General features: G+C 71.5%; 29 protein-coding genes and 2 pseudogenes. 9 read left to right on the top strand and 22 right to left on the bottom strand.

Translation table 11 applies throughout. The features are described 5' to 3' along the window. Position 1 precedes the first annotated feature (1 nt). The 8 genes from H3H54_RS04080 to H3H54_RS04045 form a co-directional block, all read right to left on the bottom strand. Entirely contained in the window at positions 2–190 is a 189-nt protein-coding gene (locus H3H54_RS04080) for a hypothetical protein (RefSeq protein ID WP_262425629.1), read from the bottom strand. A gap of 199 nt (positions 191–389) precedes the next feature. Then, positions 390–938, bottom strand: coding sequence for a hypothetical protein (locus H3H54_RS04075; RefSeq protein ID WP_262425628.1), 549 nt, complete (start codon positions 936–938; stop codon positions 390–392). Positions 939–971: 33 nt separating this feature from the next. Then, positions 972–1,610: a response regulator transcription factor gene (locus tag H3H54_RS04070; RefSeq protein WP_262425627.1), complete on the bottom strand. Its 639-nt coding sequence runs from the start codon at positions 1,608–1,610 to the stop codon at positions 972–974. Next, positions 1,607–2,758 (bottom strand): sensor histidine kinase, encoded by a 1,152-nt coding sequence (locus H3H54_RS04065; RefSeq protein ID WP_262425626.1) that lies wholly within the window; start codon positions 2,756–2,758, stop codon positions 1,607–1,609. The genes H3H54_RS04070 and H3H54_RS04065 overlap by 4 nt, the downstream gene beginning before the upstream one ends. 13 nt (positions 2,759–2,771) lie before the next feature. Continuing rightward, positions 2,772–3,029 (bottom strand): ABC transporter permease, encoded by a 258-nt coding sequence (locus H3H54_RS04060; protein WP_262425625.1) that lies wholly within the window; start codon positions 3,027–3,029, stop codon positions 2,772–2,774. Continuing rightward, on the bottom strand, positions 3,005–3,583 hold the full coding sequence (locus tag H3H54_RS04055) for a hypothetical protein (protein ID WP_262425624.1): 579 nt from the start codon (positions 3,581–3,583) through the stop codon (positions 3,005–3,007). Before H3H54_RS04055 ends, H3H54_RS04060 begins: the two co-directional genes overlap by 25 nt. Beyond that, on the bottom strand, positions 3,580–3,912 hold the full coding sequence (locus tag H3H54_RS04050) for a hypothetical protein (RefSeq protein WP_262425623.1): 333 nt from the start codon (positions 3,910–3,912) through the stop codon (positions 3,580–3,582). The genes H3H54_RS04055 and H3H54_RS04050 overlap by 4 nt, the downstream gene beginning before the upstream one ends. Beyond that, entirely contained in the window at positions 3,909–4,541 is a 633-nt protein-coding gene (locus H3H54_RS04045) for an ABC transporter ATP-binding protein (protein ID WP_262425622.1), read from the bottom strand. The genes H3H54_RS04050 and H3H54_RS04045 overlap by 4 nt, the downstream gene beginning before the upstream one ends. Before the next feature lie 102 nt (positions 4,542–4,643). On the opposite strand from H3H54_RS04045, the pseudogene H3H54_RS04040 reads away from it, so the two are divergent. Next, a pseudogene (locus tag H3H54_RS04040) lies at positions 4,644–5,414 on the top strand (amidohydrolase family protein); the annotation flags it as partial. 88 nt (positions 5,415–5,502) lie between these two features. Then, positions 5,503–6,162, top strand: a complete 660-nt coding sequence (locus H3H54_RS04035) for an amidohydrolase family protein (protein ID WP_262425621.1) — start codon at positions 5,503–5,505, stop codon at positions 6,160–6,162. Positions 6,163–6,176: 14 nt separating this feature from the next. Here H3H54_RS04035 and H3H54_RS19450 read toward each other — a convergent pair whose 3' ends face one another. Together H3H54_RS19450 and H3H54_RS19445 are read right to left on the bottom strand one after the other, a co-directional pair. Next, positions 6,177–6,332, bottom strand: a complete 156-nt coding sequence (locus H3H54_RS19450; protein ID WP_395963718.1) for a CGNR zinc finger domain-containing protein — start codon at positions 6,330–6,332, stop codon at positions 6,177–6,179. A gap of 60 nt (positions 6,333–6,392) precedes the next feature. Further along, a pseudogene (locus H3H54_RS19445) lies at positions 6,393–6,817 on the bottom strand (ABATE domain-containing protein); the annotation flags it as partial. A 109-nt stretch (positions 6,818–6,926) separates the two neighbouring features. Here H3H54_RS19445 and H3H54_RS04025 point away from each other — a divergent pair. Beyond that, entirely contained in the window at positions 6,927–7,844 is a 918-nt protein-coding gene (locus H3H54_RS04025) for an LLM class flavin-dependent oxidoreductase (protein WP_262425619.1), read from the top strand. Between the two features lie 119 nt (positions 7,845–7,963). On the opposite strand, the gene H3H54_RS04020 is transcribed toward H3H54_RS04025, so the two are convergent. The 3 genes from H3H54_RS04020 to H3H54_RS04010 form a co-directional block, all read right to left on the bottom strand. Then, a complete protein-coding gene (locus tag H3H54_RS04020) occupies positions 7,964–8,329 on the bottom strand; it encodes a MauE/DoxX family redox-associated membrane protein (protein WP_262426397.1) in 366 nt (121 codons plus the stop codon). Between the two features lie 108 nt (positions 8,330–8,437). Further along, complete coding sequence (locus H3H54_RS04015; RefSeq protein WP_262425618.1) at positions 8,438–8,734, bottom strand: hypothetical protein; 297 nt, start codon at positions 8,732–8,734, stop codon at positions 8,438–8,440. Then, a complete protein-coding gene (locus H3H54_RS04010; protein ID WP_262425617.1) occupies positions 8,731–10,050 on the bottom strand; it encodes a hypothetical protein in 1,320 nt (439 codons plus the stop codon). Before H3H54_RS04010 ends, H3H54_RS04015 begins: the two co-directional genes overlap by 4 nt. Before the next feature lie 45 nt (positions 10,051–10,095). Between H3H54_RS04010 and H3H54_RS04005 the strand changes: the two genes are divergently transcribed. From H3H54_RS04005 to H3H54_RS03995, 3 genes are all read left to right on the top strand, one after another. Continuing rightward, the gene (locus tag H3H54_RS04005; RefSeq protein WP_262425616.1) at positions 10,096–10,440 is read left to right on the top strand and encodes a hypothetical protein; all 345 of its coding nucleotides are present in this window, start codon (positions 10,096–10,098) and stop codon (positions 10,438–10,440) included. 625 nt (positions 10,441–11,065) lie between these two features. Beyond that, a complete protein-coding gene (locus H3H54_RS04000) occupies positions 11,066–11,518 on the top strand; it encodes a hypothetical protein (protein WP_262426563.1) in 453 nt (150 codons plus the stop codon). After that, on the top strand, positions 11,446–11,958 hold the full coding sequence (locus H3H54_RS03995; protein WP_262426396.1) for an RIO1 family regulatory kinase/ATPase: 513 nt from the start codon (positions 11,446–11,448) through the stop codon (positions 11,956–11,958). Before H3H54_RS04000 ends, H3H54_RS03995 begins: the two co-directional genes overlap by 73 nt. 2 nt (positions 11,959–11,960) lie before the next feature. Here the strand turns inward: H3H54_RS03995 and H3H54_RS03990 are convergent, their stop codons facing one another. From H3H54_RS03990 to H3H54_RS03970, 5 genes are all read right to left on the bottom strand, one after another. Continuing rightward, on the bottom strand, positions 11,961–12,437 hold the full coding sequence (locus H3H54_RS03990) for a DUF1992 domain-containing protein (RefSeq protein WP_262425615.1): 477 nt from the start codon (positions 12,435–12,437) through the stop codon (positions 11,961–11,963). Between the two features lie 49 nt (positions 12,438–12,486). Then, the gene (locus H3H54_RS03985) at positions 12,487–12,945 is read right to left on the bottom strand and encodes an SRPBCC family protein (protein ID WP_262425614.1); all 459 of its coding nucleotides are present in this window, start codon (positions 12,943–12,945) and stop codon (positions 12,487–12,489) included. Next, on the bottom strand, positions 12,942–14,165 hold the full coding sequence (locus H3H54_RS03980; protein WP_262425613.1) for a YncE family protein: 1,224 nt from the start codon (positions 14,163–14,165) through the stop codon (positions 12,942–12,944). The genes H3H54_RS03985 and H3H54_RS03980 overlap by 4 nt, the downstream gene beginning before the upstream one ends. Positions 14,166–14,240: 75 nt before the next feature. Further along, on the bottom strand, positions 14,241–14,954 hold the full coding sequence (locus H3H54_RS03975) for a hypothetical protein (protein WP_262425612.1): 714 nt from the start codon (positions 14,952–14,954) through the stop codon (positions 14,241–14,243). Then, positions 14,948–15,280, bottom strand: a complete 333-nt coding sequence (locus H3H54_RS03970; RefSeq protein ID WP_262425611.1) for a hypothetical protein — start codon at positions 15,278–15,280, stop codon at positions 14,948–14,950. The genes H3H54_RS03975 and H3H54_RS03970 overlap by 7 nt, the downstream gene beginning before the upstream one ends. Positions 15,281–15,427: 147 nt before the next feature. Between H3H54_RS03970 and H3H54_RS03965 the strand changes: the two genes are divergently transcribed. After that, a complete protein-coding gene (locus tag H3H54_RS03965; protein ID WP_262425610.1) occupies positions 15,428–16,504 on the top strand; it encodes a MerR family transcriptional regulator in 1,077 nt (358 codons plus the stop codon). 10 nt (positions 16,505–16,514) lie between these two features. On the opposite strand, the gene H3H54_RS03960 is transcribed toward H3H54_RS03965, so the two are convergent. The 3 genes from H3H54_RS03960 to H3H54_RS03950 all read right to left on the bottom strand — a co-directional run bounded on the left by H3H54_RS03960 (position 16,515) and on the right by H3H54_RS03950 (position 18,281). Further along, complete coding sequence (locus tag H3H54_RS03960; protein ID WP_262425609.1) at positions 16,515–16,928, bottom strand: DUF1648 domain-containing protein; 414 nt, start codon at positions 16,926–16,928, stop codon at positions 16,515–16,517. A gap of 127 nt (positions 16,929–17,055) precedes the next feature. Beyond that, positions 17,056–17,844, bottom strand: a complete 789-nt coding sequence (locus H3H54_RS03955) for a hypothetical protein (protein ID WP_262425608.1) — start codon at positions 17,842–17,844, stop codon at positions 17,056–17,058. After that, positions 17,793–18,281: an ATP-binding protein gene (locus H3H54_RS03950; RefSeq protein WP_262425607.1), complete on the bottom strand. Its 489-nt coding sequence runs from the start codon at positions 18,279–18,281 to the stop codon at positions 17,793–17,795. Before H3H54_RS03950 ends, H3H54_RS03955 begins: the two co-directional genes overlap by 52 nt. 515 nt (positions 18,282–18,796) lie before the next feature. Here H3H54_RS03950 and H3H54_RS03945 point away from each other — a divergent pair. Continuing rightward, positions 18,797–20,419 carry an HNH endonuclease signature motif containing protein gene (locus H3H54_RS03945; protein ID WP_262425606.1) on the top strand — a complete coding sequence of 541 codons (1,623 nt, stop codon included), beginning with the start codon at positions 18,797–18,799 and terminating at the stop codon, positions 20,417–20,419. Between the two features lie 24 nt (positions 20,420–20,443). Here H3H54_RS03945 and H3H54_RS03940 read toward each other — a convergent pair whose 3' ends face one another. Beyond that, on the bottom strand, positions 20,444–20,962 hold the full coding sequence (locus H3H54_RS03940; protein ID WP_316249133.1) for an isochorismatase family protein: 519 nt from the start codon (positions 20,960–20,962) through the stop codon (positions 20,444–20,446). Between the two features lie 172 nt (positions 20,963–21,134). Between H3H54_RS03940 and H3H54_RS03935 the strand changes: the two genes are divergently transcribed. After that, positions 21,135–23,198 (top strand): NADPH-dependent 2,4-dienoyl-CoA reductase, encoded by a 2,064-nt coding sequence (locus H3H54_RS03935; RefSeq protein ID WP_262425605.1) that lies wholly within the window; start codon positions 21,135–21,137, stop codon positions 23,196–23,198. Positions 23,199–23,201 lie beyond the last annotated feature (3 nt).

Genomic DNA, 23,201 nt, shown 5'->3' with positions numbered 1-23,201 from the left:
GTCAGTCCGACTTCGGGCCGACGACGCCCAGCAGCACCCCGAGCGAGCCCTTCTCACCCGCGCGGCGCCGCCGCACCACTCCGCTGAGCAGGGCGTAGGGCACCAGCATCACGAAGCCGACAGCGCTCAGCAGCAGGATCGCGACCACGAGCGAGCTGTCACCGCCCGGCTCGGCGCCGGTGCGGGCCACCAGCAGGGCGGCGGCGATGTTGCGCTGGCTGGTGAGGATCGCGGGGCCGTCGTGGACGGTGAGGGTCTCCCCGCGAGGTCCCCGGTGACGCGCCCCGCCACGAAGGCTATCGCCACCAGGCCTGCCGCCACGAGCAGCGCCGGGGAGAGCAGCAGCTGGAGCACGAGGTCCGTGTTCGCGCCGAAGCCGGAGAGGAACATCAGCACTGCGGAGACCGCGGCGATGCCGCCGGCAATGCGGGCGAGCAGATCGGCGCGCCCCGGCCAGACGGCGGCGCGATGACGATCCCCGCGATCATCGGGGAGAGCATCGTGCCCAGCAGCAGCCGGGCCACGGCCCAGCCGTTGACCGTCACGTCCTGCAGCAGGAACGGCACCACCAGCGGCATGAACAGGATCGAGCCGAGCAGCAGCACGGCCATGGGTCCGGCGGTCTCGCCGTAGGGGATGCGGGCCATCGCCCCGAGCTGCAGCACGAAAGGCGCGCCAGCCGCGCACAGGGCGATGATGAAGCCCTCGCCGATCTGGTGCGGGAGCAGGTCGCTGAGCAGCCGGATCAGCAGGGTGCCGACGGCGGGCACCACCACGAAGTTCGCGCCGAGCACGGCGATGACGGTGCGCCGGTCGCGCAGCTGCCTGCGGAAGGAGCGCAGCGGGGTGCGCAGCCCCATCGAGAGCATCGACGCGATCGCGAAGGCCGGCACACTGATGGCGATCAGCAGGCCGAGCAGGGATTCGATCGTAGGCACCACGGCAGGCTACGCGTCCGTGCCGGGAAGGGATCAGATCCAGCCGTTGTCCGAGGCCGTCCTCACGGCCTCTGCGCGGTGGGTGACCCCGAGCTTCCCGATCACGGCGGAGATGTGGTTCCGCACCGTCCCCTCGGAGAGGAACAGGGTCCTCGCGATCGAGGCGGTGGTGCCGCCGGCGGCCGCGGCCTGCAGCACCTCGGTCTCCTTCGTGGTCAGGGGGCTGGGGCCGACGGCGAGGGACTGGGCGGCGAGCTCGGGATCCACCACTCGCAGTCCCTGGTGGACGCGGCGGATCGCGTCGACGAGCTGTTCGACCGGAGTGTCCTTGACCATGAAGCCGAGCGCCCCGGCCTCCATGGAGCGCCGCAGATAGCCGGCGCGGCCGAAGGTGGTCAGCACGATGGTGCGCGGGGCGCCGTCGGTGCCGTTCAGCGTCTCGGCGACGGCGATCCCGTCGTCCGGTCCCGCGGCGCCGTCGGCTGTGGTGCCGGCCGGCATCTGGACGTCCAGCAGCAGCACGTCGTCGGGGCGGTGCTCGGCGACGGCGGCGAGCGTGCTCGCCCCGTCGGCCGCCTCCCCCACCACCTCGATCCCGGACTCCAGACGCAGCAGCGCCACCAGGCCCGAGCGCAGGATCGCCTGGTCATCGGCGACCACCAGGCGGATCATGATGCCGCTCCCACGGTCACGGCGAGCCGGGTGCCGGTCTCGCTCGAGCGCACCTCGAGGCGGCCGCCGGCGAGCGCCACGCGCGCCTCGAGGCCGCGGAGCCCGGAGCGGCCCGCGCCCTGCGGGATGCCGATGCCGTCGTCCTGGACGCTCACGGAGTGCTCATCGACGGTGATCTCGGCGCGGGTGGCGCGGGAGTGGCGCACGATGTTGGTGACTCCTTCGCGGATGACGTAGCCGAACAGCTCGGCGAGGTCGTCGTGCAGGGGCGGCAGGGCGGTGGGGACCTCGGCGTGGATGCCGACGGTGGTGAGCACGGTGCGGGCCGAGGCGATCTCGGTCGCCGCGCGCACGTGCTGCATGCCGCTGGCGGTCGCACGGACGTCGGCGAGCGCCTGGCGGACGGTGGCCTGGATGTGCTCGAGCTGCTCGCGGGCCGCCTCCGGGTCGCTGTCCAGCAGCCGACGAGCGAGCTGCGCGGAGATCGTCAGGGAGGTCAGTGAGTGGCCGACCAGGTCGTGCAGGTCGCGGCCGATGCGCTCGCGCTCCGCCGCGACGGCGAGCACGGCGTTGCGGTGCTGGGCGGCCTCCAGCTGCTCCTGGAGGATCTGTTGGCGCACCCCGTACCCGATGCCCCACGCCATCACGGTGCCCATCACTGCGAGCCCCGCCGCGATGTACACCTCGAACACCACAGCGAGCACGACCACGCCGAGGCTCATCAGCAGCATCGTCGGCACGGCCCAGCGCCAGGGCAGCAGCAGCACATGGGTCATGGCCTGGAACATCACCATGAACAGCACATTCGCACCCAGCACGGGGATCAGGAGCAGCAGCAGCGCGGTGCTCGCTGCGAACCAGGCCAGGCGCACCCGCGGCGGGTACAGGCCGATGCCGGTGGCGTAGACGAACAGCAGTGCGTAGAGCGGCAGCAGCAGCGTGACCGCGACAGCCCCGGGGCCAGGGTCCTGCCACCAGGCGACCGAGATCGGGATCAGGATGAACAGCACCGGCGGGAGGGCGAAGGCGAGGCCGCCGGACTCGACGGCGGCCCGGTGGATCGCGCGCGGGGTGAGGGGCCGGGCGTCGGCCTCCTCCTCGGAGCCGCGCGCCCAGGCTCCCCACGTCGGTGCCTCGGTGGTTCCCATGGCGGCCATTGTGTCAGCGCCGCTTCAGGCCCACGGCACGGCGCAGGCTGAGCGCGCACAGCACGCCGAGCACGAGGCTCCAGGTCCCGATCACGAGCAGCCCGGCCACCGGCAGCTCCCCGCCGTACATCGACCACTGACCGAGCCGGGAGATCCAGTAGGTGGGGATGGCCTGCCCGATCTGCTGCATCCAGTCCGGGAACATCTCCAGCGGCATCCACAGCCCGCCGAAGATCGCCATCGCCATCATGGTGACGACGCCTCCGGCCATCGCGGCGCCTCCCCCTTGAGCACCATGCCCAGCACGATGCCGATGAGGATGGTGGGCAGCAGTCCCAGCCACAGCACCACAATGGTGGCGAGGAAGTTCGTGGGACCCACCTCGACACCGGTGGCCAGCCCCGTCGCCCCGACGGCGAGGAGGGCGGGGACGATGACGGCGCTCGCGGCCATCACCGAGCCGGCCAGGAACGAGCGCGGGGACAGCCCGGCGACGATCAGCTGACGCAGGAAGCCGTTGCGCTGGTCCTCCTGGATCTGGGTGCCGGCGGTGACGGCGGCGCCGAGACCACCGTAGGCGGCCATGTTGACCATGATCATGCCGCGGGCGGTGCCCTCGGCCTCGTCGCCGAACATCATCGAGAACAGCAGGTACATCCCCACCGGCATCGCGATGGTGAAGACCATGAAGATCACGTTGGTGACGGTCATGCGGGTGGTGTGCAGCGCGTAGCGCACGGTGCGGGTCGCCGCCGACGGCGCGGCGGCGGTCCGAGCGGGTGCGGCGGTGAGTCCAGGGGCGGTGGTGGCTGTCGAGGGGGTCATCGGTCGGTTCCTTCCGGGTCGGTCTGGTCCGTGTGGTCGGTGATGCGCAGGAAGGCCTCTTCGAGCCCGGGTGCGGAGACCAGCACCTCGTGGACGTCGGCGGCGAGCGGCGAGGTGAACAGGGCGCGCAGCGCCGCGTCGGAGTCGGAGCAGACGGCGCGCACCCGGCGCGGATCCGTCGCGTCGGCCGTGGCGCTCTCGACGCCGGGCAGTGCGGCGACCTGTTCGGCGCCGGCGCCGCGCAGGGTGATCACGCGCCCGGCGACGGCGGCGCTGATCTCGGCGCCGGTGCCGTCGGCGACCACCCGGCCGCGGTCCATGACGATCACGCGGGCGGCCTCGCGCTCGGCTTCGTCGAGGTGGTGGGTCGCGAAGACGACGGTGCGGCGGTCGCGGCGACGCCCCGCATCTGGTCCCAGAAGGCGCGGCGAGCGCCGACGTCCATGCCGACGGTGGGCTCGTCCAGCAGCAGCACCTGCGGGTCGCCGAGCAGCGCGATCGCGAAGCGGACCCGCTGCGCCTGCCCGCCGGAGAGCGTGCCCATCTTGCGCCTGACCAGGTCGCCGATGTCGGCCTGGACGATGACCTCAGCCATCGGCATGGGGTGGGCCTGCAGGGAGTGGAGCATCCGCAGCATCGAGCGGACGCTCTGATCGGGGAGCAGAGCACCGGCCTGGAGCATGGTGCCGATCAGTCCCGTGCGGGTGGCGGTGGCCGGGTCGGTGCCCAGCACGCTCACCTCGCCGGCATCGGGCGTGGCGAGCCCGACCATCATCTCCATCGCGGTGGACTTGCCGGCGCCGTTGGGGCCCAGCAGCGCCACGATCTCGCCAGCGCCGATCTCGAGGTCGAGGTCATCGAGCGCGTGGACGGTGCCGTAGCGCTTGTGCAGGCCGCGCAGGCTGATCGCGGCGGTGGTGAGCGCGGGAGCGGGGGCGGGGGCGGTCGTCGTGGTCATGGCACCACCGTCCCGTGGGGGCGGCCCGTGCTCCAGTCCCGTCGATCATGTCCACCCCATGACAGCCGTCATGCCGATTGCTGCGGGGGCTAGTCTGGATCGGTGCTGATCAGACAGGTGCGGCCCTTCGACGCCGCGACCGGCCAGGTCCCGGCCCGCCCGGTGGACCTGCGGATCCGTGACGGCGTGATCGCCGAGATCACCCCCGGGCTCCGCCCCCACGACGGCGAGGAGAGCGTCGACGGCGGCGGCGCGCTCGCGATCCCGGGACTCTGGGACCAGCACGTCCACACCGGCCAGCTCGCTCAGGCCCATGCCCGGATGGACACCTCCGGGGCGGGCAGCGTGGGCGTGATCCTCGAGCAGGTGCGCAGCGAGCTCGCCGCACGCCGCGATTCCGCCGTCGACCCCGCCCAGGCGCTGATCGGTTTCGGGCACCGCCTGGTGGACTTCGCGATCCAGCCCACGGTGCCGGCCCTCGACGAAGCCACCGGCACGGTGCCGACAGTGCTGATCGGCGGCGACGCCCACCACGCCTGGCTGAACTCCGCCGCGCTGGCCGGCCTGGATCTGCCTCCGCGGGACGGGATCGTCGCGGAGGAGGAATGGTTCGCGCTGGTGCCCCGGCTGACCGTGCTGCCCGGCGTCGCGGAGTCCTTCGCGACCGGTGCGGCCATGCTGCAGCGGCAGGCCCTGCAGCGCGGAGTGGTGGGACTGGTGGACATGGAATGGGGCCGGCCGTGGGAGACGTGGCCGCAGCGGGAACCGAGGGTGCGGATCCGTACCGCCGTCTATCCCGAGGAGCTCGCGGCCGCGCCCGGCCCGACGGGCACGGTGCTCGATGCGCGGGGCCTGGTGAGCATGGGCCCGCTGAAGGTGATCGTCGACGGGGCGCTCGGCTCCCACTCGGCCTACACCCGCGACACCTACACACGACGGCCACGGCTATGCGGGCCGGGGTGTGCTGAGCGTCGGCCCGGAGGCTCTGCGGGATGCATTGACCCGGGCGAAGGCCCAGGGGCTCAGCGCCGCGGTCCACGCGATCGGGGACGCCGCCGCGCAGGTCGCCCTCGACGCGATCAGGACCGTCGGCATCGAGCGCGCCCGGATCGAGCACGCGCAGATGCTCACCGACGACGACATCGACGCGATGGCCGCCCTCGGCGTCACCGCCTCCGTCCAGCCCGCGCACCTGCTGGATGACCGCGATGCCACCGAGGCCGTGTGGCCCGGCCACGGCATCCAGGCCTTCCGCCTGCGGGACCTGCTGGACGCCGGGGTGCCGCTCGCCCTCGGCTCCGATGCACCCGTCGCACCGCTGGATCCGTGGCTCGCGATGGCCGCCGCCGTGCACCGCAGCGCCGACGAGCGCCCCGGCTGGCATCCCGAGCAGCAGCTGCAGCCGCGCGAGGCCCTCGCCGCGTCGACCGACGGGATCGCCTCGCTGCAGGTGGGCGGGGTGGGCGACGTGGTGCTGCTGGAGGGGGACCCTTTCGCGGACGTGCCGCTCGGAGCAGACGGGCTGATGGTCGATGCCGCGGCCCGGGAGGCGGCCGAGCGGCTGCGGGAGACCGCGGTGCGGGAGACGTTCGTCGCCGGGGTCCCGTCCCTCGCACGCTGAGACACCGTGCCGGTTCAGCTCCGCGCGGCGCTCTCCTGTTTGCGGGCGTACGCCCGGGAGGCCCGCACCCGGTCTCCGCAGCGCGTGGAGCACCAGTGGCGTCGGGCGTGCGTGCGCAGCAGGAACCGGTCGCACGGCGCGGCGGCGCACTGCGCGAGGGAGCCTGCCATCTCGCCGGTCAGCAGCGCGGCGGCGTCCTCGGCGATCTGCGCCATGGCGCGCTCGACGAGCCTCGTCACGGGATGGGCGTGCACCCGATGCAGCCCGCGGTCCTCGTCGTGCCGCAGCAGCGGCGCGCTCGGCACCCGGGAGAGTGCGCGATTGACGGCGTCCAGCACGTCTGCACCGGGGTGGCACCTTCCACCTGAGCTGTGAACAGGGCGCGGAGCGTCCCGCGGAGGTCGGCGAGGCGGCTCTGGCAGTACTCCAGCAGCTCGGTGCTCTCGGGGACCAGCTCGCGCCCGATGAGCCACTGCGTCGCTGCGGCCGGGCTGTCCAGCTCGTCCGCCGTATGGCCGCCGGGCAGGGTGACGTAGGAGTCGACCAGGGCGAGACTCACATGGGACTCGGTCCCCGGCGCAGGAGGGAGAGGGATCGTCGACACACTCTCACGGTACCGCCCTCCCCCTGCCGTGAGAATCCTGTTACCGTTCATCACGCAGAACAGACTGTTTTCCCGTGAGAATTGAGCGGCCCATGCTGCCTGTCGCCCCTCCGGCACCGCCCCCTTCGCCGTCTCCGTCCTGGACAACGCCCATACGGGTGTGGGGCAGAGCGCGCAGGAGACCTTCGCTGAAATCACTGCCCTCGCACAGCTCGCCGATCGGCGGGGCTTCCAGCGGTTCTGGATGTCCGAGCACCACGCCATGCCGGGCGCCGCGACTTCCTCACCGCAGCTGATGCTGGCCCGCCTGACCGCCGAGACCGAGCGCATCCGCCTCGGCGCGGGCGGCGTGATGCTCCCCAACCATGTCCCGCTCGTGATCGCCGAGCAGTTCGGGATGCTCGAGACCCTTGCTCCCGGCCGCATCGACCTGGGCCTCGGCCGCGCGCCCGGCACGGACCAGGCCACCGCCTCGGCACTGCGCCGCGGGCGCGAGGCCAATGACGCCTTCCCGCAGCAGGTCCGCGAGCTGCTCGGCTTCCTGGAGGACGATTTCCCGGCCGGCCACCCATACCAGGGCGTGCACGCCGTGCCCGGTCCCTGGCAGGCGGAGGAGAACGGGGTGCCGCGCCCGGGAACCCCGGACACCTGGATCCTCGGCTCCTCGCCGTTCTCGGCGCAGCTGGCGGCCCAGCTCGGCCGCCCATACGCCTTCACCCTGCAGTTCGGGGACGCCGATGTGGTCACCGCGATGCGCCTGTACCGCGAGAACTTCCAGCCCTCGGAGGCGCTCGCGGAGCCGTACACGCTGGTCAGCACTAGCGCCGTCGCCCATGACGACCCGGCCGAGGCCCTCCGTCAGGCTCGCACCGGTGCCATGGCGATGCTGCGCATGTTCACGCGGCAGAGCTACAAGGTGCTCACCCCCGAGGAGGTCGAGGCCTACTCCCCACCCTGCAGGAGCGGCAGATCCTGGACGCGTACACAGAGCGGTCGGTCCCCGGCACCGGTGCCCAGGTCGCCGAGCACCTGGACCACCTGCACGAGCTCACCGGGGCCGACGAGATCATGCTCGTGACCATGGGGCACTCCCGCGCGGTCCAGTCCCGCACGGTCGAGCTGATCGCCGACCACTACGGCCTCGGGAACGCCTGACGCAGGGTGACGGCGCGCCCCCACTCGGGCGCCCGCGCCGGCTCAGCCTCGCGCCACGTGCCGGGCCTGCGCGATCAGCAGGCCCTGGAGCGGCAGGCGTCCCAGTGCTATCACCCATTTCCGGGGCCGGGCGCGGCGCCAGTCGTAGGCCATCTGCAGGTTCGCGGGAAACACCGCGAGGAACAGTGCGGTCGCCGCGAGACCACCCCGGCGGCGGGTGCGCGGGACCGCGAGCAGGCCGGCCACGGCGAGCTCCGCCACCCCGGAGACGTAGGTATAGGTCCGGGCCGGGCCGGGCAGTGCCGGTGGGACGATGCTGTCGAAGGGCTCGGGCCGGACCAGGTGCAGGATCCCTGCCCCGCCGAGCAGCACGGTCAGGAACGCCGCGGTCCTCCGCCCGCCGCTCATGACGCGACCGTGGGTGCGGGGGCGGCCGAGGCGGACAGGATCGGTGGCATCGACGCCGAGGTTCTCGAGGAACATGCCCGTCAGTGTGCACTCCGCGCTCTCTCCCCGCTACCCGCCCTCGGCTCCCAGCACGTCCGCCCGTGCCTGGACGATCCGGTTGCCACGCGGCAGATCAGGGTCGTCCAGCAGGACGAGCACGTTCTCGCCGTCCTCGAGCAGCGTCACGGTCGGGAATCTGCCCTCCTGCCCGGGGATCATCGTCGCGTCCCAGGTTTCGCCACCGTCGAGGCTCGCCCAGATGCACGCTCCGATGCCCGTCTGTTCCTCGCCGTCGTCCCCGTCCTCGGCGGCGGGTCTGTCGATCCACCCTCCAGTGATCAGAGCCCCCTCCCCGAGGTCGATCACCCGTCCCCGCGAGGCGGAGTCATCGGCGAGGTGGATCCTCTCGAGGGCCCCTTCCGCGGAGAGCGCCCACTGCGCCGCCGTCGAGCCCCACCGGCCGTGGACGACCGTCCTCCCTCCGGCGGTCGTGACACCGTCGAGCCAAGTACCGCGGGGCGCACCCTCGAGCGGGACGACGCTCCAGTCCTCGCCGTCGCGCACGAAGGTGACCGGGTGGTGGCCTTCCTCCTCGTCGGTGAGCTGCCGATCCCTATCACGTTGCCGTCCACCGAGGTGAGCATCGCGACGCGGCCGCCTCGTGCACCGGGGCCCTCGTCGGCCAGTTCGATGCTCGGCGCGGGGGCCTCCTCCCACTCGATGCCATCCGCGGAGGTGAACAGGGTCGGGGTGAGCACGCTTCCGCTCACGCTGTCGGTGGGGATCCATTCGGTGAACGGCAGATGGTGGACGCCGTCGACAGTGGTCGCGGTTCCCGGCCAGCTCACGTTCTCGGGACTGGGCAGACCCTTCACCGCTTCCCAGCTCCCGCCGTCGGCCCTCGCCATCACGCTGAAGCCCGGGTTCTCCGCCACGTCGCTGTGCGGGACATCGCCGCTGAACAGGGTGAGCCCGTCGGCGAGGTGATGGACGGCCCCGCCCGTCAGATCCGTTCGACCGCTGACGGGTTCGAAGTCACGGATGATCCTCTCCTCCTCCACTCCGATCAGGAACTGGTCCTGTCGCTCCGCCCAGCGGATCTGCTCATCGGTGCGCTTCATGAACTCGGTGCTCCAGCGGAACGTGCCGCACAACCCGCGGCCCGGTGCGTCCTGCGCGATGGTCAGCTCCCGAGCCGGCGCGAAGCGGAGCCGCTCGGTGTCCTGGACCGCCTCCGATCGGGAGCCCATCAGCTGCTCCTCCACCCGGTAGAGCCGTCCGGCGTCGTCGAGGACGGCCGAGACGATCCGGTGGACCGCGTAGCGTCCCACGTCACCGACGGTCCAGGTGCCGTCCTCGGCTCGGCGCAGGCTCCGGCAGTCGTCGCCCCAGTACACCGGTGCCATGATCTCGCTGCCCTCGGCGGTGAGCACGGGGAGCCCGAGGTCCAGGTCGCCGAAGTCGATCGGCGTGTCCGGGGACAGCGATCCGCGACCATCCGAGTCCTCGAAGTTCTCGATCCCCCACAGCGGGAGCGGGATCTCCTCGATCGCGAAGTCCTCACCGGGCATGCCGGACCAGGCCGCGGGACGGCGGTGGGTGTGCTCCTCGTCCCAGTCGACGTCGGACCTGTGGTGGCCGAGGACGATGAACGTCCCCGCCTGGACCAGCACCTCGCGCACGGAGGGGTCCTTCCCGTCCCCGGCAGCGGCTCGGGGGCGCTCCAGGTGACGCCACCGTCGACCGAGCTCAGCAGAGCAGGCTCCCAGTCCTGCTCCTGCGTGCGCCGGGAGACGGCCACGAGCACGCTCTGGGCGTCCCTCGCCAGGGCTGTCACCTTCCAGTCCTCCTCGGGGACCGTGATCGGGCTCAGCGCCTCGATCGCACCGTCGTCGGAGACGTCCCAGATCTGCACGGCGCCGTGGTACGGCGCGGCGGCGACGAGCCCGTCCCCCACCGCGACGATGCTCCGCTCGATCGCGGTGCCCAGATCGGTGGTGGTCCAGTCGGCGAGGTCCGAGGAGGTCAGCATGCTCATGTGTCGACGCCCGTCCGAGACGACGGTGGTGTAGACCCGCACAGGATCCGTGTGCCCGTCCACGATGATCCCTGACGCGGCGGCGTCGACCGGGACGCTGAGGGGCTCCTCATCGGCGGCGGTGGCGATGCGGAGATCGGCCTCGAGCGACACCTCGCGACGGACCGCGAGCCCGAGCGGCCGCCCGCCGATAGGGGACAGCGCCCACTCACTCCGGAAGACGGGATCCTCGCAGACCAGATCGGACACCGTGGTCAGCGGGGACAGCGTCACTGCGGCGCGGGGTCGCGAGGCCCAGGGCAGCCAGTCCCACTCCCCGAGCATCCGGCGAGCCCCAGGGGTGCGAGAAGAGCACCGGAGAGGAGCAGAGAACGTCGAGAGAGGAGTGAACCTGTACGTACCGAACGCATGCATAGACCTGACCACACCCGTCGCGACGGGCCGTCGAGTTATCCACAATCCGCAGGCCACCGGCCGGCTCCGGCGCCCCGACGATAAATCCCTCGCGCCCCGGGACCGCGGCGTCGTACGCTGTGCCCGGTTCCGTGTGGAGCCCTGAGGGAAGGAGGAGCTGATGGTTGTCACCGTGCTGACCCCTGCTGTCCTCCCTTCCGCCCAGACCTGCTGAGCATCTCGCAGGCCCTCCCTCAGGAGACCCCATGACCACGTCCTTCGACAGGGACGCCTTCTTCGCACGCTCCATGTACACCGCCACCGTCGCCGAGCTCGACGAGGACCAGCGCTGGTCCTCCTGGCCCGAGACCGCGCACATCCTGGACCGCGGTCCGCAGCCGTTCCCTAAATGGGTGGTCCAGCACGACGGCGCGATCGACACCGAGCTCGGGATCCTCAAGACCGGCAAGGAGGCCGACGCCTTCCTCCTCGAGCGCGCCCTGCCCGAGGAGCAGCTCACCGGCGCCCCAGGCGAGGCTGTCCTGCTGGTCGCCAAGCGCTATCGCTCCCCGAGCACTCGACCTTCCACCGTTCGAACGCCTATACCGAGGGCCGACGCACCAAGGACTCCCGCGAAGCCCGCGCGATCGCGAAGGGCACCGCCTTCGGCAGGCAGGTCGCGGCCGCGCAGTGGGCCCGCACCGAGTTCGACGTGCTGAGCCGGCTGCGGGAGGCCGGCCTGCCGGTCCCCTACCCGGTGCAGATCGTCGGCACCGAACTGCTGATGGAGTTCATCGGCACCGACGACGAGCGCGGCGCCATCGCCGCCCCGCGACTGCAGGAGACGACCCCCGACCCGGAGACCGCGGCGCGCTGGGCCGAGCTGCTGCGGGGCTGGGTCATCGACCTCGCCCAGCTGGGCCTGGTCCACGGCGACCTCTCCCCCTACAACGTCCTCGCCGACTCCCGGCAGGCAGAACCGGATCCGGTGATCATCGACGTCCCGCAGGTCATCGACCTGATCGCGAACCCGCACGGCTCGGATTTCCTGCGCCGCGACTGCGTGAACGTGTGCACATGGCTGCGGGCGAACGGGGCGCCTGCGTCAGCCACCGATCCCGAGGAGTGGTGCGCCGCGGCCTGGCGGGGCTGGGACTGAGCTCAGCCACGTCGGCCGAAGGGCCACCAGCGCCGACGCGGCGGCTCCTCCGTCGCGGGGGCGGGTGGCTTCTCCATCGTCGGCTCCTCCGTCGGTGCCGCCGCGCGCAGCTCCCGCCAGCGCTCCGCCGCATCCTCCGGACCCCATGCCGGGGCGATCATGGTCTGGAAGGGATTGCGGCGGCGGTCCTCGTGCACCCGCTCGGTGAAGTCCTCGGCGTACTCGCGTGCCGCCTGCGCGGTGGGGAGCGCGGCGAGGGTCTCGTCGCGCTGCTCGAACTCCTTGCGCAGCAGCACCACCGCCGGCAGCAGAGCCTGGCGGTCGATGTCACCGCTGGCGATGCGCTGATTGATCCACCAGTCGGGATCGTGGCGGGCGGGCAGGTCCAGCGGTTTGCCGGCGCCGGGCAGGTCGTCGAAGTCGCCGCGGCGCGCGGCCTGCTCGATCGCGGATTCGATGCGGGCGACGTCAGGCGCCATCGCCGGCCCGAGGGTCCTCGGGTCGACCGGCTCCTCCTCCCGCGCGACGTCAGGACTGCCCGCCCTCCTCGGCCAGTGCCGCCAGCCGATCGATCGAGGCGAGCAGCTTCTCCGACGTCATCGCCTGCGCCTTGGGCAGGCGCTTCTCGTCGTACAGCCGCGTGTAGTCATACAGGTGCGTGACCAGGGTGCCGCCGTCGGTGGGCTCGAGCTGCCAGCCCCACAGGTGGCCGGGAGGGGCCTCACCCTGGGGCGCCGGCAGCCAGGCGATCGCGCGCCCTTCGGCGAAGTCGACGACGTGGTTCTCGCGCACCCCGCCGTTGCGGTTCCGCATCACGAACACATCGCCGACGGCGTTCACGCGCTGGCCGGGTGCGGCCTGGTCGAGGTTGTCGTTGCCGTCCCAGCGCGGCTGCTGCGCGGGATCGGCGATCAGTTCGAAGATCGCCGCGGCCGGGGCGGCGATCTCCCGGGAGGCGGTGACGAGACGCTGCGAGTCCTGGCTCATGGCTCCATAGTGCCACCCGAGAGGGCGGTGTCGTCGAAGACGTCGATCGAGCCGGCGTAGTTCGCGACCCAGACCCGGCGCTGGGTGGGCTCGTAGGTGACGCCGATGGGGTTCTGCCCCACCTCGACGCTCTGGATCTCCTCCATGGTCTCGGTGTCGAACTTCGAGACGGTGTTGGCGTAGTAGTTCACGACGTAGAGCGCGAGGCCGTCCGGGGAGATGGCCATGGTGCGCGGTTCGCGGCCGGTGTCCGTCGTGCGCAGCACCTCGCCGGTGGCGGCGTCGAGCTCGAGCAGCTCGTCGCTGCCGGAGACGGTGAGATACATGCGGCTCGCGTCCGGGGAGAGCACGAGGTGGCGGGGCTTGCGGCCCGTCTCGAGCATCAGCTCGCTCTCGCCGGTCTCGAGATCCACCTTGTACAGCTCGTCGGCGAACATCGCGGTGACGTAGGCGGTGCGGTTGTCGGGCAGCACCACGCTGCCGCGCGGGGCGGAATCGACGGGGATCTGGCGGATCTCCTCTCCCGCGTCGAGGTCGAGCACCGAGACCGTCTCATCGCACCAGTTCGAGACCACTGCGCGGCTGCCGTCCGCGGAGAGGGAGATGAACTTGGGGACCCGGCCCACCTCGATGACCTGGTCCCATTCTCCGCTGGCGAGGTTCAGCCGGTAGACGGCGGAGGTGCCGATCGCCTCACCGTTCTCGCAGCTGTCGGTGGCCTTCGCACCTGCGCCGGGGCCCTTCAGGGAGTACTGGGAGACGTAGGCGTAGGCGCCGTCGGGCGAGAAGACCGCTTCGACCGGCGCGCCGGTGGTCTCCCCCGCACGGTCCTCGAATCCGAACTCGGCGAGGTCCACGGTGTCGGAGATGGTCGCGGTGAGTTCGAGGGTCTCGGGGTCGTACAGGGTCGAGGAATGGCTGTACATCATGTTGTTCGCGATGACCGCACCGGCCGGGCTCGCGGCCACGGACTTCGGGGTGATGTCCCCGGTGATCCGATCCAGGTGCGCGAGGCGGGTGGTGTTCGAGGGGTCGCCGGGCGGGGGCTGCGGCACCGCACCCGCGGCCTGATCCCCTGCGTCGGATGTGACGGCGCTGGTCGCGAGACCGGCGACCATGCCACCGGCCATCACGAGGGACAGGATCGCGATGGCGATGGTGAACTGCTCATGGGGTCGGCCGCGCCGAGTCCTCCTGCGATGCTTCGCCTGCACGCTCATCGACAGCCCCCTCCCATGCCGCAGAACCTAGTCCGGCAGGCAGCGGAGGCGCGGGAGGGGCGCGGCGTGTCGCCCTCAGAGCTCGGGGCGGCCCTGCAGCACCAGCTCGCGGTAGAGCGCCCGGTAGCCGAGCTTCTCGTTGATCTCGATCATCCAGGGGTTCACGTGCGAGTTCCAGGTCACCAGGCTCCGCAGCTGCGGGGCTCGCTCGCGCAGCTGCCGGTGGGTGGCGACCTTCAGCGCGAGGCCCAGCCGGTGCCCGCGGTGTTCGGGCATGACCAGGGTGTTCTCCTGCCAGCCGAGGGTGCTGTCCGGGCCGGTGTGGAGGTGCACCTCGGAGTTCCCGGCGAAGCTGCCGTCGGGCGCGACGGCGACCGCCGTGAGCCGCTGGGTGCCCTCCTCCCGCATCCGCCGCTCGCCCTCCCGGATCCTCTCCGGCGTGTACTCGGGTGCCTCGTGCTCGACCTCCTCATCGGGTTCGTCGAGATCGAGCTGGCGCAGCATCAGTCCGTACGCGACCAGGTGCTCCTCGGGGATCTCACCGTCCCACAGCTCCACCCGGTACTGGCCGAGCTTCTCCTCCACCTCGGCCTGCAGAGCATCCAGCAGGGAGTCCTCGATCGGGAGCGGCAGCGCCCGGCAGACGGCGAGGTTCTTGCGGGAGATCCCGATCCGGCGCGCGAGACGGTTCACCGGCTCGTCGGTGCTGTCGGCGTCGCCGTCGGCCCCGATCTCGCCGCACCCCTCGACCAGGGTGCGGCCGGAGTCGCGGATCGCCGGGATCAGCACCTCCTCGACGAGTGCGGTCGCGATCCCCCGCCGCGGAAGGCGGGGTGCACGGAGACGCCCACGGAGATGCTCTCGAGGTTCTCCTGCAGCGGGATGAACGCCGCGGCGCGGCCGACGAGGCTCTCTCCGCCCTCCATCGTCTCGGCGAGCGCGATCCAGCGCTGGGTGCGCCAGTACGGGGAGTCCACGAGCTGGGCGCGCAGCTGCTCGCGGGTGAGCGCCTGGCTGCCGCCATAGGTGTGCTCGTCGAGGGCGGTCTCGAGCGCGAGGTACTGGTCGAGCTCGAGATCGGAGGAGGGGTCCAGGGGACGGATGCTCACGTGCATGGAGGAAGTGGAACACACCGGATCGGTGCTGGTCGACGGATTATTCTGGGGCGAGGCTTGACTCTTCCCCGGGGCAGTCCCGAGCGTGGGCATAGCCGGGATCGTCCCGGTGCCCGGGAGACCGGGCGAGGCACGACGGAGGATCGGATGGACGAGATGCTGCTGAGCATCGGGGAGCTGGCCGCACGCAGCGGTCTGAGCCCCAAGGCGCTGCGCCTCTACGCCGAGTCGGAGCTGCTGGTGCCGCGTCGGGTCGACCCGTTCACCGGTTATCGCTCCTACGGCGCGGACCAGGTCGATCGCGCGCGGCTCATCGCCGCTCTGCGCGGCATCGGGATGGGGCTCGCCCGCATCCGGGTGCTGTGTGATCTGGAGGGCGACGCCGCCGCTGCGGAGCTGCGCTCCTGGTGGCGGCAGGAGGAGGCCGACACCTTCTCCCGCGCCGCCGCCGTCCACACCCTCGCTCGTGACCTCGGAGAACTCCCCTCGGAGGACACCATGACCGCATCCACCACCACGCCCCGCACCGCCTCGGCGCTGCATATCGGCCGCGAGCGGCGCACCCAGCAGGACGCCGTGCTCCTCCGCGACCTGCCGAGCGGGCGCTCTCTGCTCGCCATCGCCGACGGCTTCGGCATCGCGGAGGATCTCGCCGCACAGATCCTCACAGCGTTCACGGCAGCGCTCGAGCACGCGCTGGAGAGCGACCCGTCGGCCGCCCCGCTGACCGCGCTCGAGACCGCCTGGTCTGCGGCCGAGGCGCTGGTCCCGGCCGACGGCGAGGCGGGCTCGACGCTCACGGCCGCGCTCCTGGACGGGGACCGGCTGCACGTGGCGCATCTCGGCGACACCCGCGTGGTGCTCCTCCGCGGGGAGCACATCGAGCACGTCACCCAGGACCACACGCGCCTGCGCTCCCTGGTCGAGGCGGGCCGACTCTCCGCCGAGGAGGTCGCCGCGCATCCGGACCGTGCGGTGCTGAACCGGGCTCTGGCCGCGGGCGCTCCGACAGCTCCGGACCTGCTGGTGCGCCGTCTCGAACCCGGCGACCTGGTGCTGCTGACGACCGACGGCCTGCACGCCGTGGTCGAGCCGTCGGCTCTCGCGGAGGCGCTCGCGGGCGACGGACAGGCGGACCTCGACGCCCTCGCCGGGGCGCTCGTCGACCTCGCGCTCGCCGCCGGCGGTCCGGACAACATCGCCCTCGCCGTCGCGCGGGCCTGAGGGCGGACGGTCAGCGCGCGGCGCGGAGCAGGCGGATGATCCCGACGATCGATGCGCCGATCAGTCCCACCAGGCCGACGGCGAGCAGCGGGCCGCCGCCGCTCCCCATCACCGCCCAGACGATCCCGAGATAGATCGCCTGCATCCCGAGCAGCGTCCAGACCAGCATCCGCTCCCCTTCGCGGTAGATGGCCTGGGCGTTGTCCTCGGTGACCTCGGTCGGATAGTTGAAGCCACGCGGGCGGGTGGACATCGCGGCGAGCGCCAGCGACAGCACCACCATGATCCCGGCGACGACGAGGACAGACCACTTCGGGCCCCAGTCGTCGGCCTGGCCGCGGGCGTCGAAATGGGTCGCCACCGTGTCCGGGAGGGAGGGGTAGCGCACGAGCAGCCAGGCCGTGATGCCGACCGTCGACAGCACCGTGAACCACCGCAGCGCCCTGGTGATCGGGCCGGTGGTGTAGGCACGGCGGGACGCTGGGACTTGGTGATGATCGTGCTCATGGTGCCTGCCACGGTACCGACGCCGTCGCGGCGCCCGCCTCCGCCTATCGTCGAGGGCTGCGTCGCGAACGGTGGGAACGGCGCACTCCGCGGTCGGGTTCGACGTCGGCGCCGACCCCGGCGCGGGCCTCGTGGCGCAGCGCGTCACCCAGGTACGGCAGGGAGAACTCGACGAAGCCGCGCCCGGCGGGGCGGATCAGCTCCTCCTCGATGAGGCGTTCACGGTAGGTGGACTGGTTGCGCGGGTCGATGCCCATCCGTCGGGCGATGTCGCCGACGCTCGAGGGCCCCTCGTCCTCCAGCATCGCGCGGAGGTATTCGCGTTTGCGGGGACTCAGACCACGCAGCGCCGGGCCGTGGACGTTCTTGATCATCGCCGCGACCACGGCATCGCGGCTGCCGCGCACGTCCTCGATCTCGATGGTGTCGGCGTCCCCGCTGCTCTGCCAGGCCTTGGAACCGATGAGCTGGATGAGATAGGGGTAGCCGCGGGAGATCTCGCCGGCCAGCACCGCGGCCTCGGGCGTGATCGTCTTGGAGGTGTCGGCGATGGTCATGCGGATCGCCTCTGCCGCGGTGCCCACGTCCACGCTGCCCACCTCGATCCGGTGGGCACGACGCAGGAAGGTGGTGCGCTCGTGGTCCAGCAGTGCATCGACCCCGGGCCGCACGCCGGCGGCGATGAACGCGACCGCGTGGCCTGAGCCGATCAGGTCCTGCACGTGCTGGGTGAGGGCATGCAGCTGGTCCCGATCCACCGACTGCAGCTCGTCGAGGGTGATCAGCAACCCGCCGCCGTCCTCGTCGGCGAGCTGGGCGAGGCGATCGAGCACCGTGCTGAGCACCTCCCCTCCCCCCTGTAGCGCTGGACGATGTCGCGCGAGGCGCTGAGCGAGGAGACGCGCGCGGAGGTCAGCCGCGAGGTCTCCGCCTCGGGATCGAGCTCGCGCAGATGGGCGATGGCCTGGCCGCGCAGCTCCTCGACCAGGGAGGTCGAGGAGGTGTGCATCCGCAGGTCGGTCCAGCCCGCGTCGAGGGCGAGCTCGCGGAACTCGGTGAGCAGCACTGTCTTGCCGGAGCCGCGGGTGCCGGAGATCAGGATCGCCCTCGCCTCCGGAACGTTCCCGGCGAGCGCCGCGGTGAACTCCTCGATCGCGAGGTCCCGCCCCGCGAGGATCATCGGGGTGAGGCCGAAGCCGGGTGTGAAGGGATTGGCACTGCCGGCGGTGGCGCCGGTGCCGGTGTCGGGGCTCGTGCTGCGCGGGGCCATGCCAGCCATCATGCCGCGTGTGTAGATGTGTGTACAGGGGGCGGAGCCCACGGTGGTGCGGGGCAGGGCGGCTCGGAGCGCGAGTGCTGCTGTGGGTCGATCGCCCCCGCCACTGCTCCTCCCCAACACGAACCCTCCCCATTGATCAAGAATGTGTTCTGGCTATTTCCACAATGCGCTTCCCGAGCGCGAAAGGCAGAGCATTCCACTCTCTTGGAAATTCCTTGGGTCGATCCCTACAACACAACGCCAAGAACAACCCGAATTCGAGCGACACAGACCGCCCGTCGCCCTCGCGCAGGCCACCAAGGCTCTCACCATCACTACAGCCCACGACCGTTCCTCCACACCGGTGGGTTATCCACAGAACGTTTCCTCCACACAGGCGGCTTATCCACAGATTCATCCCCATTTCACCCCGCCCCTTCAGTAAATGACTTGTCTCGAATAGTCTCGAGGAATCTCGCGGGCAGTGGTTCGTGGCAGATTCGACGACGTGTGAGGGGGTGGGTTCGGTGGGTGAGTTCGATGAGCGCGAGCATGAGGAGCTGGCTGCTCACGGAGCGCCGACTCCTGCGCAGGCCTTGCCGGAGTGGTCGGTGCGGGCGCGTCGGGAGTTGGATGAGGACTGTCTCCTCGAGGAGGTTGAGCCGGGCAGTCTCGAGGCTGGGCGGGTGCTCGGGCTGCATCGCACGATGCGGACCCGCGCGAGCCTCCATGCCCATCACCTGCGTCAGCTGGCGACGTTCTTCCGTGAGGATCCCGAGGTGCGGGGCGTGCTGGATGACGCGGAGGTGACGGCCCTGAAGGTCGCGGCCGGTCTGCGCTGCAGCTACGTGCGGGCCTGGGCGAAAGTCCGTGATGCGCATGCCGCTGTTGAGTGGATGCCGCTGACGTTCACGTATCTCCGGCGTGGGGATCTGCCGGAGGAGTGGCACCACTACCTGGTCCGGCATGTCCGTCGTCTCACCGAGCATCAGGCCCGCGAGGTCGATGCGCATATGGCTGGGGTGGAGCTGCCGTCGGTCTCACAGGACACCTTCGAGAAACACGTGCGCCTCGCGGTGAAGCTCGCAACTGCCGGCTCCCTGCCCACCCCGCCCTCACGCTCTCGCGATGTCGAGATCGTGGACGTCGATACCGAGACGGGGACCGCATCACTGCTGGTGACCGGTCCGATCCCGGAGATCCAAGCCCTCGCCCACCGGCTCGATGTCGCGTCCCGCACGGTGCAGAAAGCCCAGCGGACCGCGCTGGAGGCCGGTGCTGAGGGGCCGCTCCCCTTCGACATCGACCGCGATCTGGCCGAGCGCGGCAAGGCCCTGTCGTTGCGGACGCTGCGTTATGCGATCCTGACTCACTCGATCATGGATATCGATCCGGTTGAAGAGACCGCGAAGCCGTACAAGATCCTCGTCACTGTGCCAGCGACGACGCTGCTGGGCCTTGACGACGCCCCGGCAATGCTCGATGGGATGACCCCGGTCCCTGCGGAGCTGGCTCGCGAGCTTGCGGCGGGTGAGGGCACCTGGCAGAGGATCCTGACCGACCCGATGACCGGTGCGCATCTGCCCGTCAGCGCGACGACGTACCAGCCCACGTCGCAGATGCGGCTCCAGCTGCGGCTGCGTCATCCGGTCTGCGCGGTGCCCGGTTGCACCCGGTCCACGGCCATGGCGGCGGAGGATGACCACATCATCGAGTACGACCACGACCACTCCGGCCGCGGTGGGCAGACCAGTCTGTGGAACCTCCACCGCTTGTGCTGGCAGCACCACCAGATGAAGACCGCCGGCCTGATCGATCCCGTACGCGATCCCCACGACGATCCCGAGGCCGGGGATGGGACCACCACTGCCGGGCCGCTGGAGACGACCTGGATGATCGATCGGGAGATCCGCGCACGCGCCCGAGAGAACACCGACCTGCTCACCCCGCACACCGTCAAGGTGCTGGAACGCGCCTGGCGCGCACACCAGCACGCCCACGACGAAGCAACGAGACTCCACGCCGAGAACAGGGCCCGCCCTCGACAGGAACGGGTCGCGGAGCAACGCGCCGCCGCTCTCGCCGCTCACCGCGGGCGCCGGATCATCCCACCCGGCCCCACCATCGATGCGACCACGCCGCCCTTCTGACCGGCGCGGCGCCCGCCGCCCGGCTCAGGAGTCCGAGACCTCCACCCCCGCACCCGTCAGCTCCTGCTCGAGCGCCGGGATCGTCGCGGGATGCACCGCCGCGGTCAGGTCCCGCAGCACCCGCACCGGCGCGCCGGACTCGACCGAGCCCAGCGCCGTGGCGCGCACGCAGAAGTCGTACGCCAGCCCCACCACATCGATCCGCTCCCAGTCGCCATCGGCGATCAGCCGGTCCACGCGCTCATCCGTTGCGATCACCGTCCCCTCCAGCACGCTGTACGAGGGGATGCCATGCCCCTTCTGCACGACCTCGAGCCGCTCCCCCAGCTCCTCGGCGAGCGCCGCGATCTCAGGGCGCAGCGCCGCACCCTCGGTACCCGCGACACAGTGCACCGGCCAGGTCTCAGAGAAATCCGGCTCCGCAGGCGGTACCGCGAAATGCCCGCCGTTGTCAGTGTCCCCGCGGTGCCAGTCCTGGCTGGCGAGGATCCGGTCGTACCCCTCGCCGTGCTTCCGCACGTGCTCGGCGATCCGCGACGCCACAGCGCCGCCGCCTCCACTCCGAGGGCGCCGCCCTCACAGAAGTCGTTCTGGACATCGACGATGATCAGCATCCGCGACGGCACGGGGTCTCCTCGGTCAGTTGGCAGGGGTCGACACCCAGGGTACGGAGTGCCCCCAACGATCGGTCAGCCGTTGCTGGCACAATCGCCGCATGCCAGCGTCGCTTCCTCACCCGACCGTGCCCCGTTCCTATCCGCGGCTGCTCTCTCCGCTGGATCTCGGACCGTTCGAGGTGCGGAACCGCATCGTGATGGGATCCATGCACGTCGGGCTCGAGGACCGCCCGGGCGACGTCAAGAAGCTCTCCGCCTACCTCGGCGAGCGCGCCCGTGGCGGCGCGGGGCTGATCGTCACCGGCGGCTACTCCCCCGACCGCACCGGCCGCCTCACCCCGCGCGGAGGCCAGGCCGATGCGCGCACCCTGCGCGGTCACAAGGTGATCACCCGCGAAGTCCATGAGGCCGACGGCCGCATCCTCCTCCAGCTGCTCCACGCGGGCCGCTACGCCTTCCACCCGCTGTCCGCCTCCGCCGCGGCCGGGAAGTCCCCGCTCTCCCCGTTCCGGGCCCGCAGGCTGAGCCGTCGCGGCGTGGGGCGCACCATCGAGCACTTCGCCGAGGCGGCCGGGCACGCGATCGAGGCCGGCTACGACGGCGTCGAGATCATGGGCTCCGAGGGATATCTGCTCAACCAGTTCCTGGCCCCGGCCACGAACCGGCGCCGGGACCGCTGGGGGCGCGGCGCCGACGGCCGACGCGCGATGCCGCTCGCAGTCGCCGCCGCGGTGCGCGAGGCGCTCGGCCCGAACGCCCTCCTCAGCTACCGCATCTCCCTGCTGGACCTCGTCCCCGGCGGCCAGACCTGGGAGGAGACGACAGCGCTGGCCCAGGGACTCGTCGAGCGCGGGGTGGATGTGCTCTCCTCCGGGATCGGCTGGCACGAGGCCCGGGTGCCCACGATCGTCACCTCGGTGCCGCGCGCGGCCTTCGTCGAGAACACCGCCGCCCTGCGCGAGCTGGTGGACGTGCCGGTGATCGCCTCCAACCGGATCCATGCCCCCTCCGTCGCCGAGCAGGTCCTCGCCGACGGCCAGGCCGATCTCGTCTCCATGGCCCGGCCACTGCTGGCCGACCCCCACCTGCCGAACAAGCTCGCCGAAGGCAGCAGCAACCAGGTCGTCGCCTGCATCTCCTGCAACCAGGCCTGCCTGGACAAGGTTTTCGACGGCAAGCGCGCCAGCTGCCTGGTCAACCCCCGCGCGGGGCACGAGACCGAGCTGGTGCTGAAGCCGGTGATCGAGCGCCGCGCCCGCAAGGTGGCTGTCATCGGTGCCGGGCCCGCCGGGCTCGAGGCGGCGCTGGCCGCCGCCGAGCGCGGCCACGTGGTGACCCTGTACGAGGCGACCGACGAGATCGGCGGGCAGCTGCGCATGGCCGCCCGCATCCCCGGCAAGGAGGACTACGCGCAGGCGCTCGAGTCCTGGCGGATGCGGCTGGCGGCGGCCGGGGTCGGGATCCGGCTCGGCGTGAAGCCGCGCGGCCGCGACCTCACCGGTTTCCACGACGTCATCATCGCCACCGGCGTCGCACCGCGCCGGATCGACCTGCCCGCGGAGGGCGGGCCGCAGGTCATCAGCTACGCCGACCTGCTGGAGGGCCGCGCAGAGGCCGGCGACCGGGTCGCGATCATCGGCGCCGGCGGGATCGGGGTCGACGTGGCCGAGTTCCTCAGCGCTCCGCAGCCCTCGCCCACCCTCGACGTGGACGCCTGGAAGCAGCACTGGGGCGTGGTGGACGCCGACGAGGAGCATCGCGGCGGCGTCACAACCCGACCCTCCGCGCCTGCCCGGCGCGAGGTCCACCTGCTGCAGCGCAAGGAGACCCGGATCGGGGCTGGCCTCGGCCGGACGACCGGCTGGGTCCACCGGGCGGAGCTGCGTCACGCAGGGGTGATCCAGCACCGCGGAGTCACCTACCGCCACGTCGACGAACAGGGTCTGCACATCCTCGAAGGCGAGGAGGCGGCCGTGCTCGATGTGGACACCGTGGTGGTCTGCGCCGGCCAGGTCAGCGTCAACGCACTGGCCGAGGAGGTGGTCGCGGCGCGCAAGGGCCGCGCGCCCCGGGTGCACGTGATCGGCGGGGCCGACGTCGCCGCCGAGCTCGATGCCGAGCGCGCGATCCGTCAGGCCGTCGAGGTGGTCGCGGCCCTGTGAGAC

Origin of the sequence: Brachybacterium sp. Z12 (assembly GCF_014400405.1) — a bacterium.
GTDB lineage: Bacteria > Actinomycetota > Actinomycetes > Actinomycetales > Dermabacteraceae > Brachybacterium.
The sequence above is the reverse complement of the archived record's forward strand: the minus strand, read 5'-3'. Positions and strand labels throughout refer to the sequence as shown.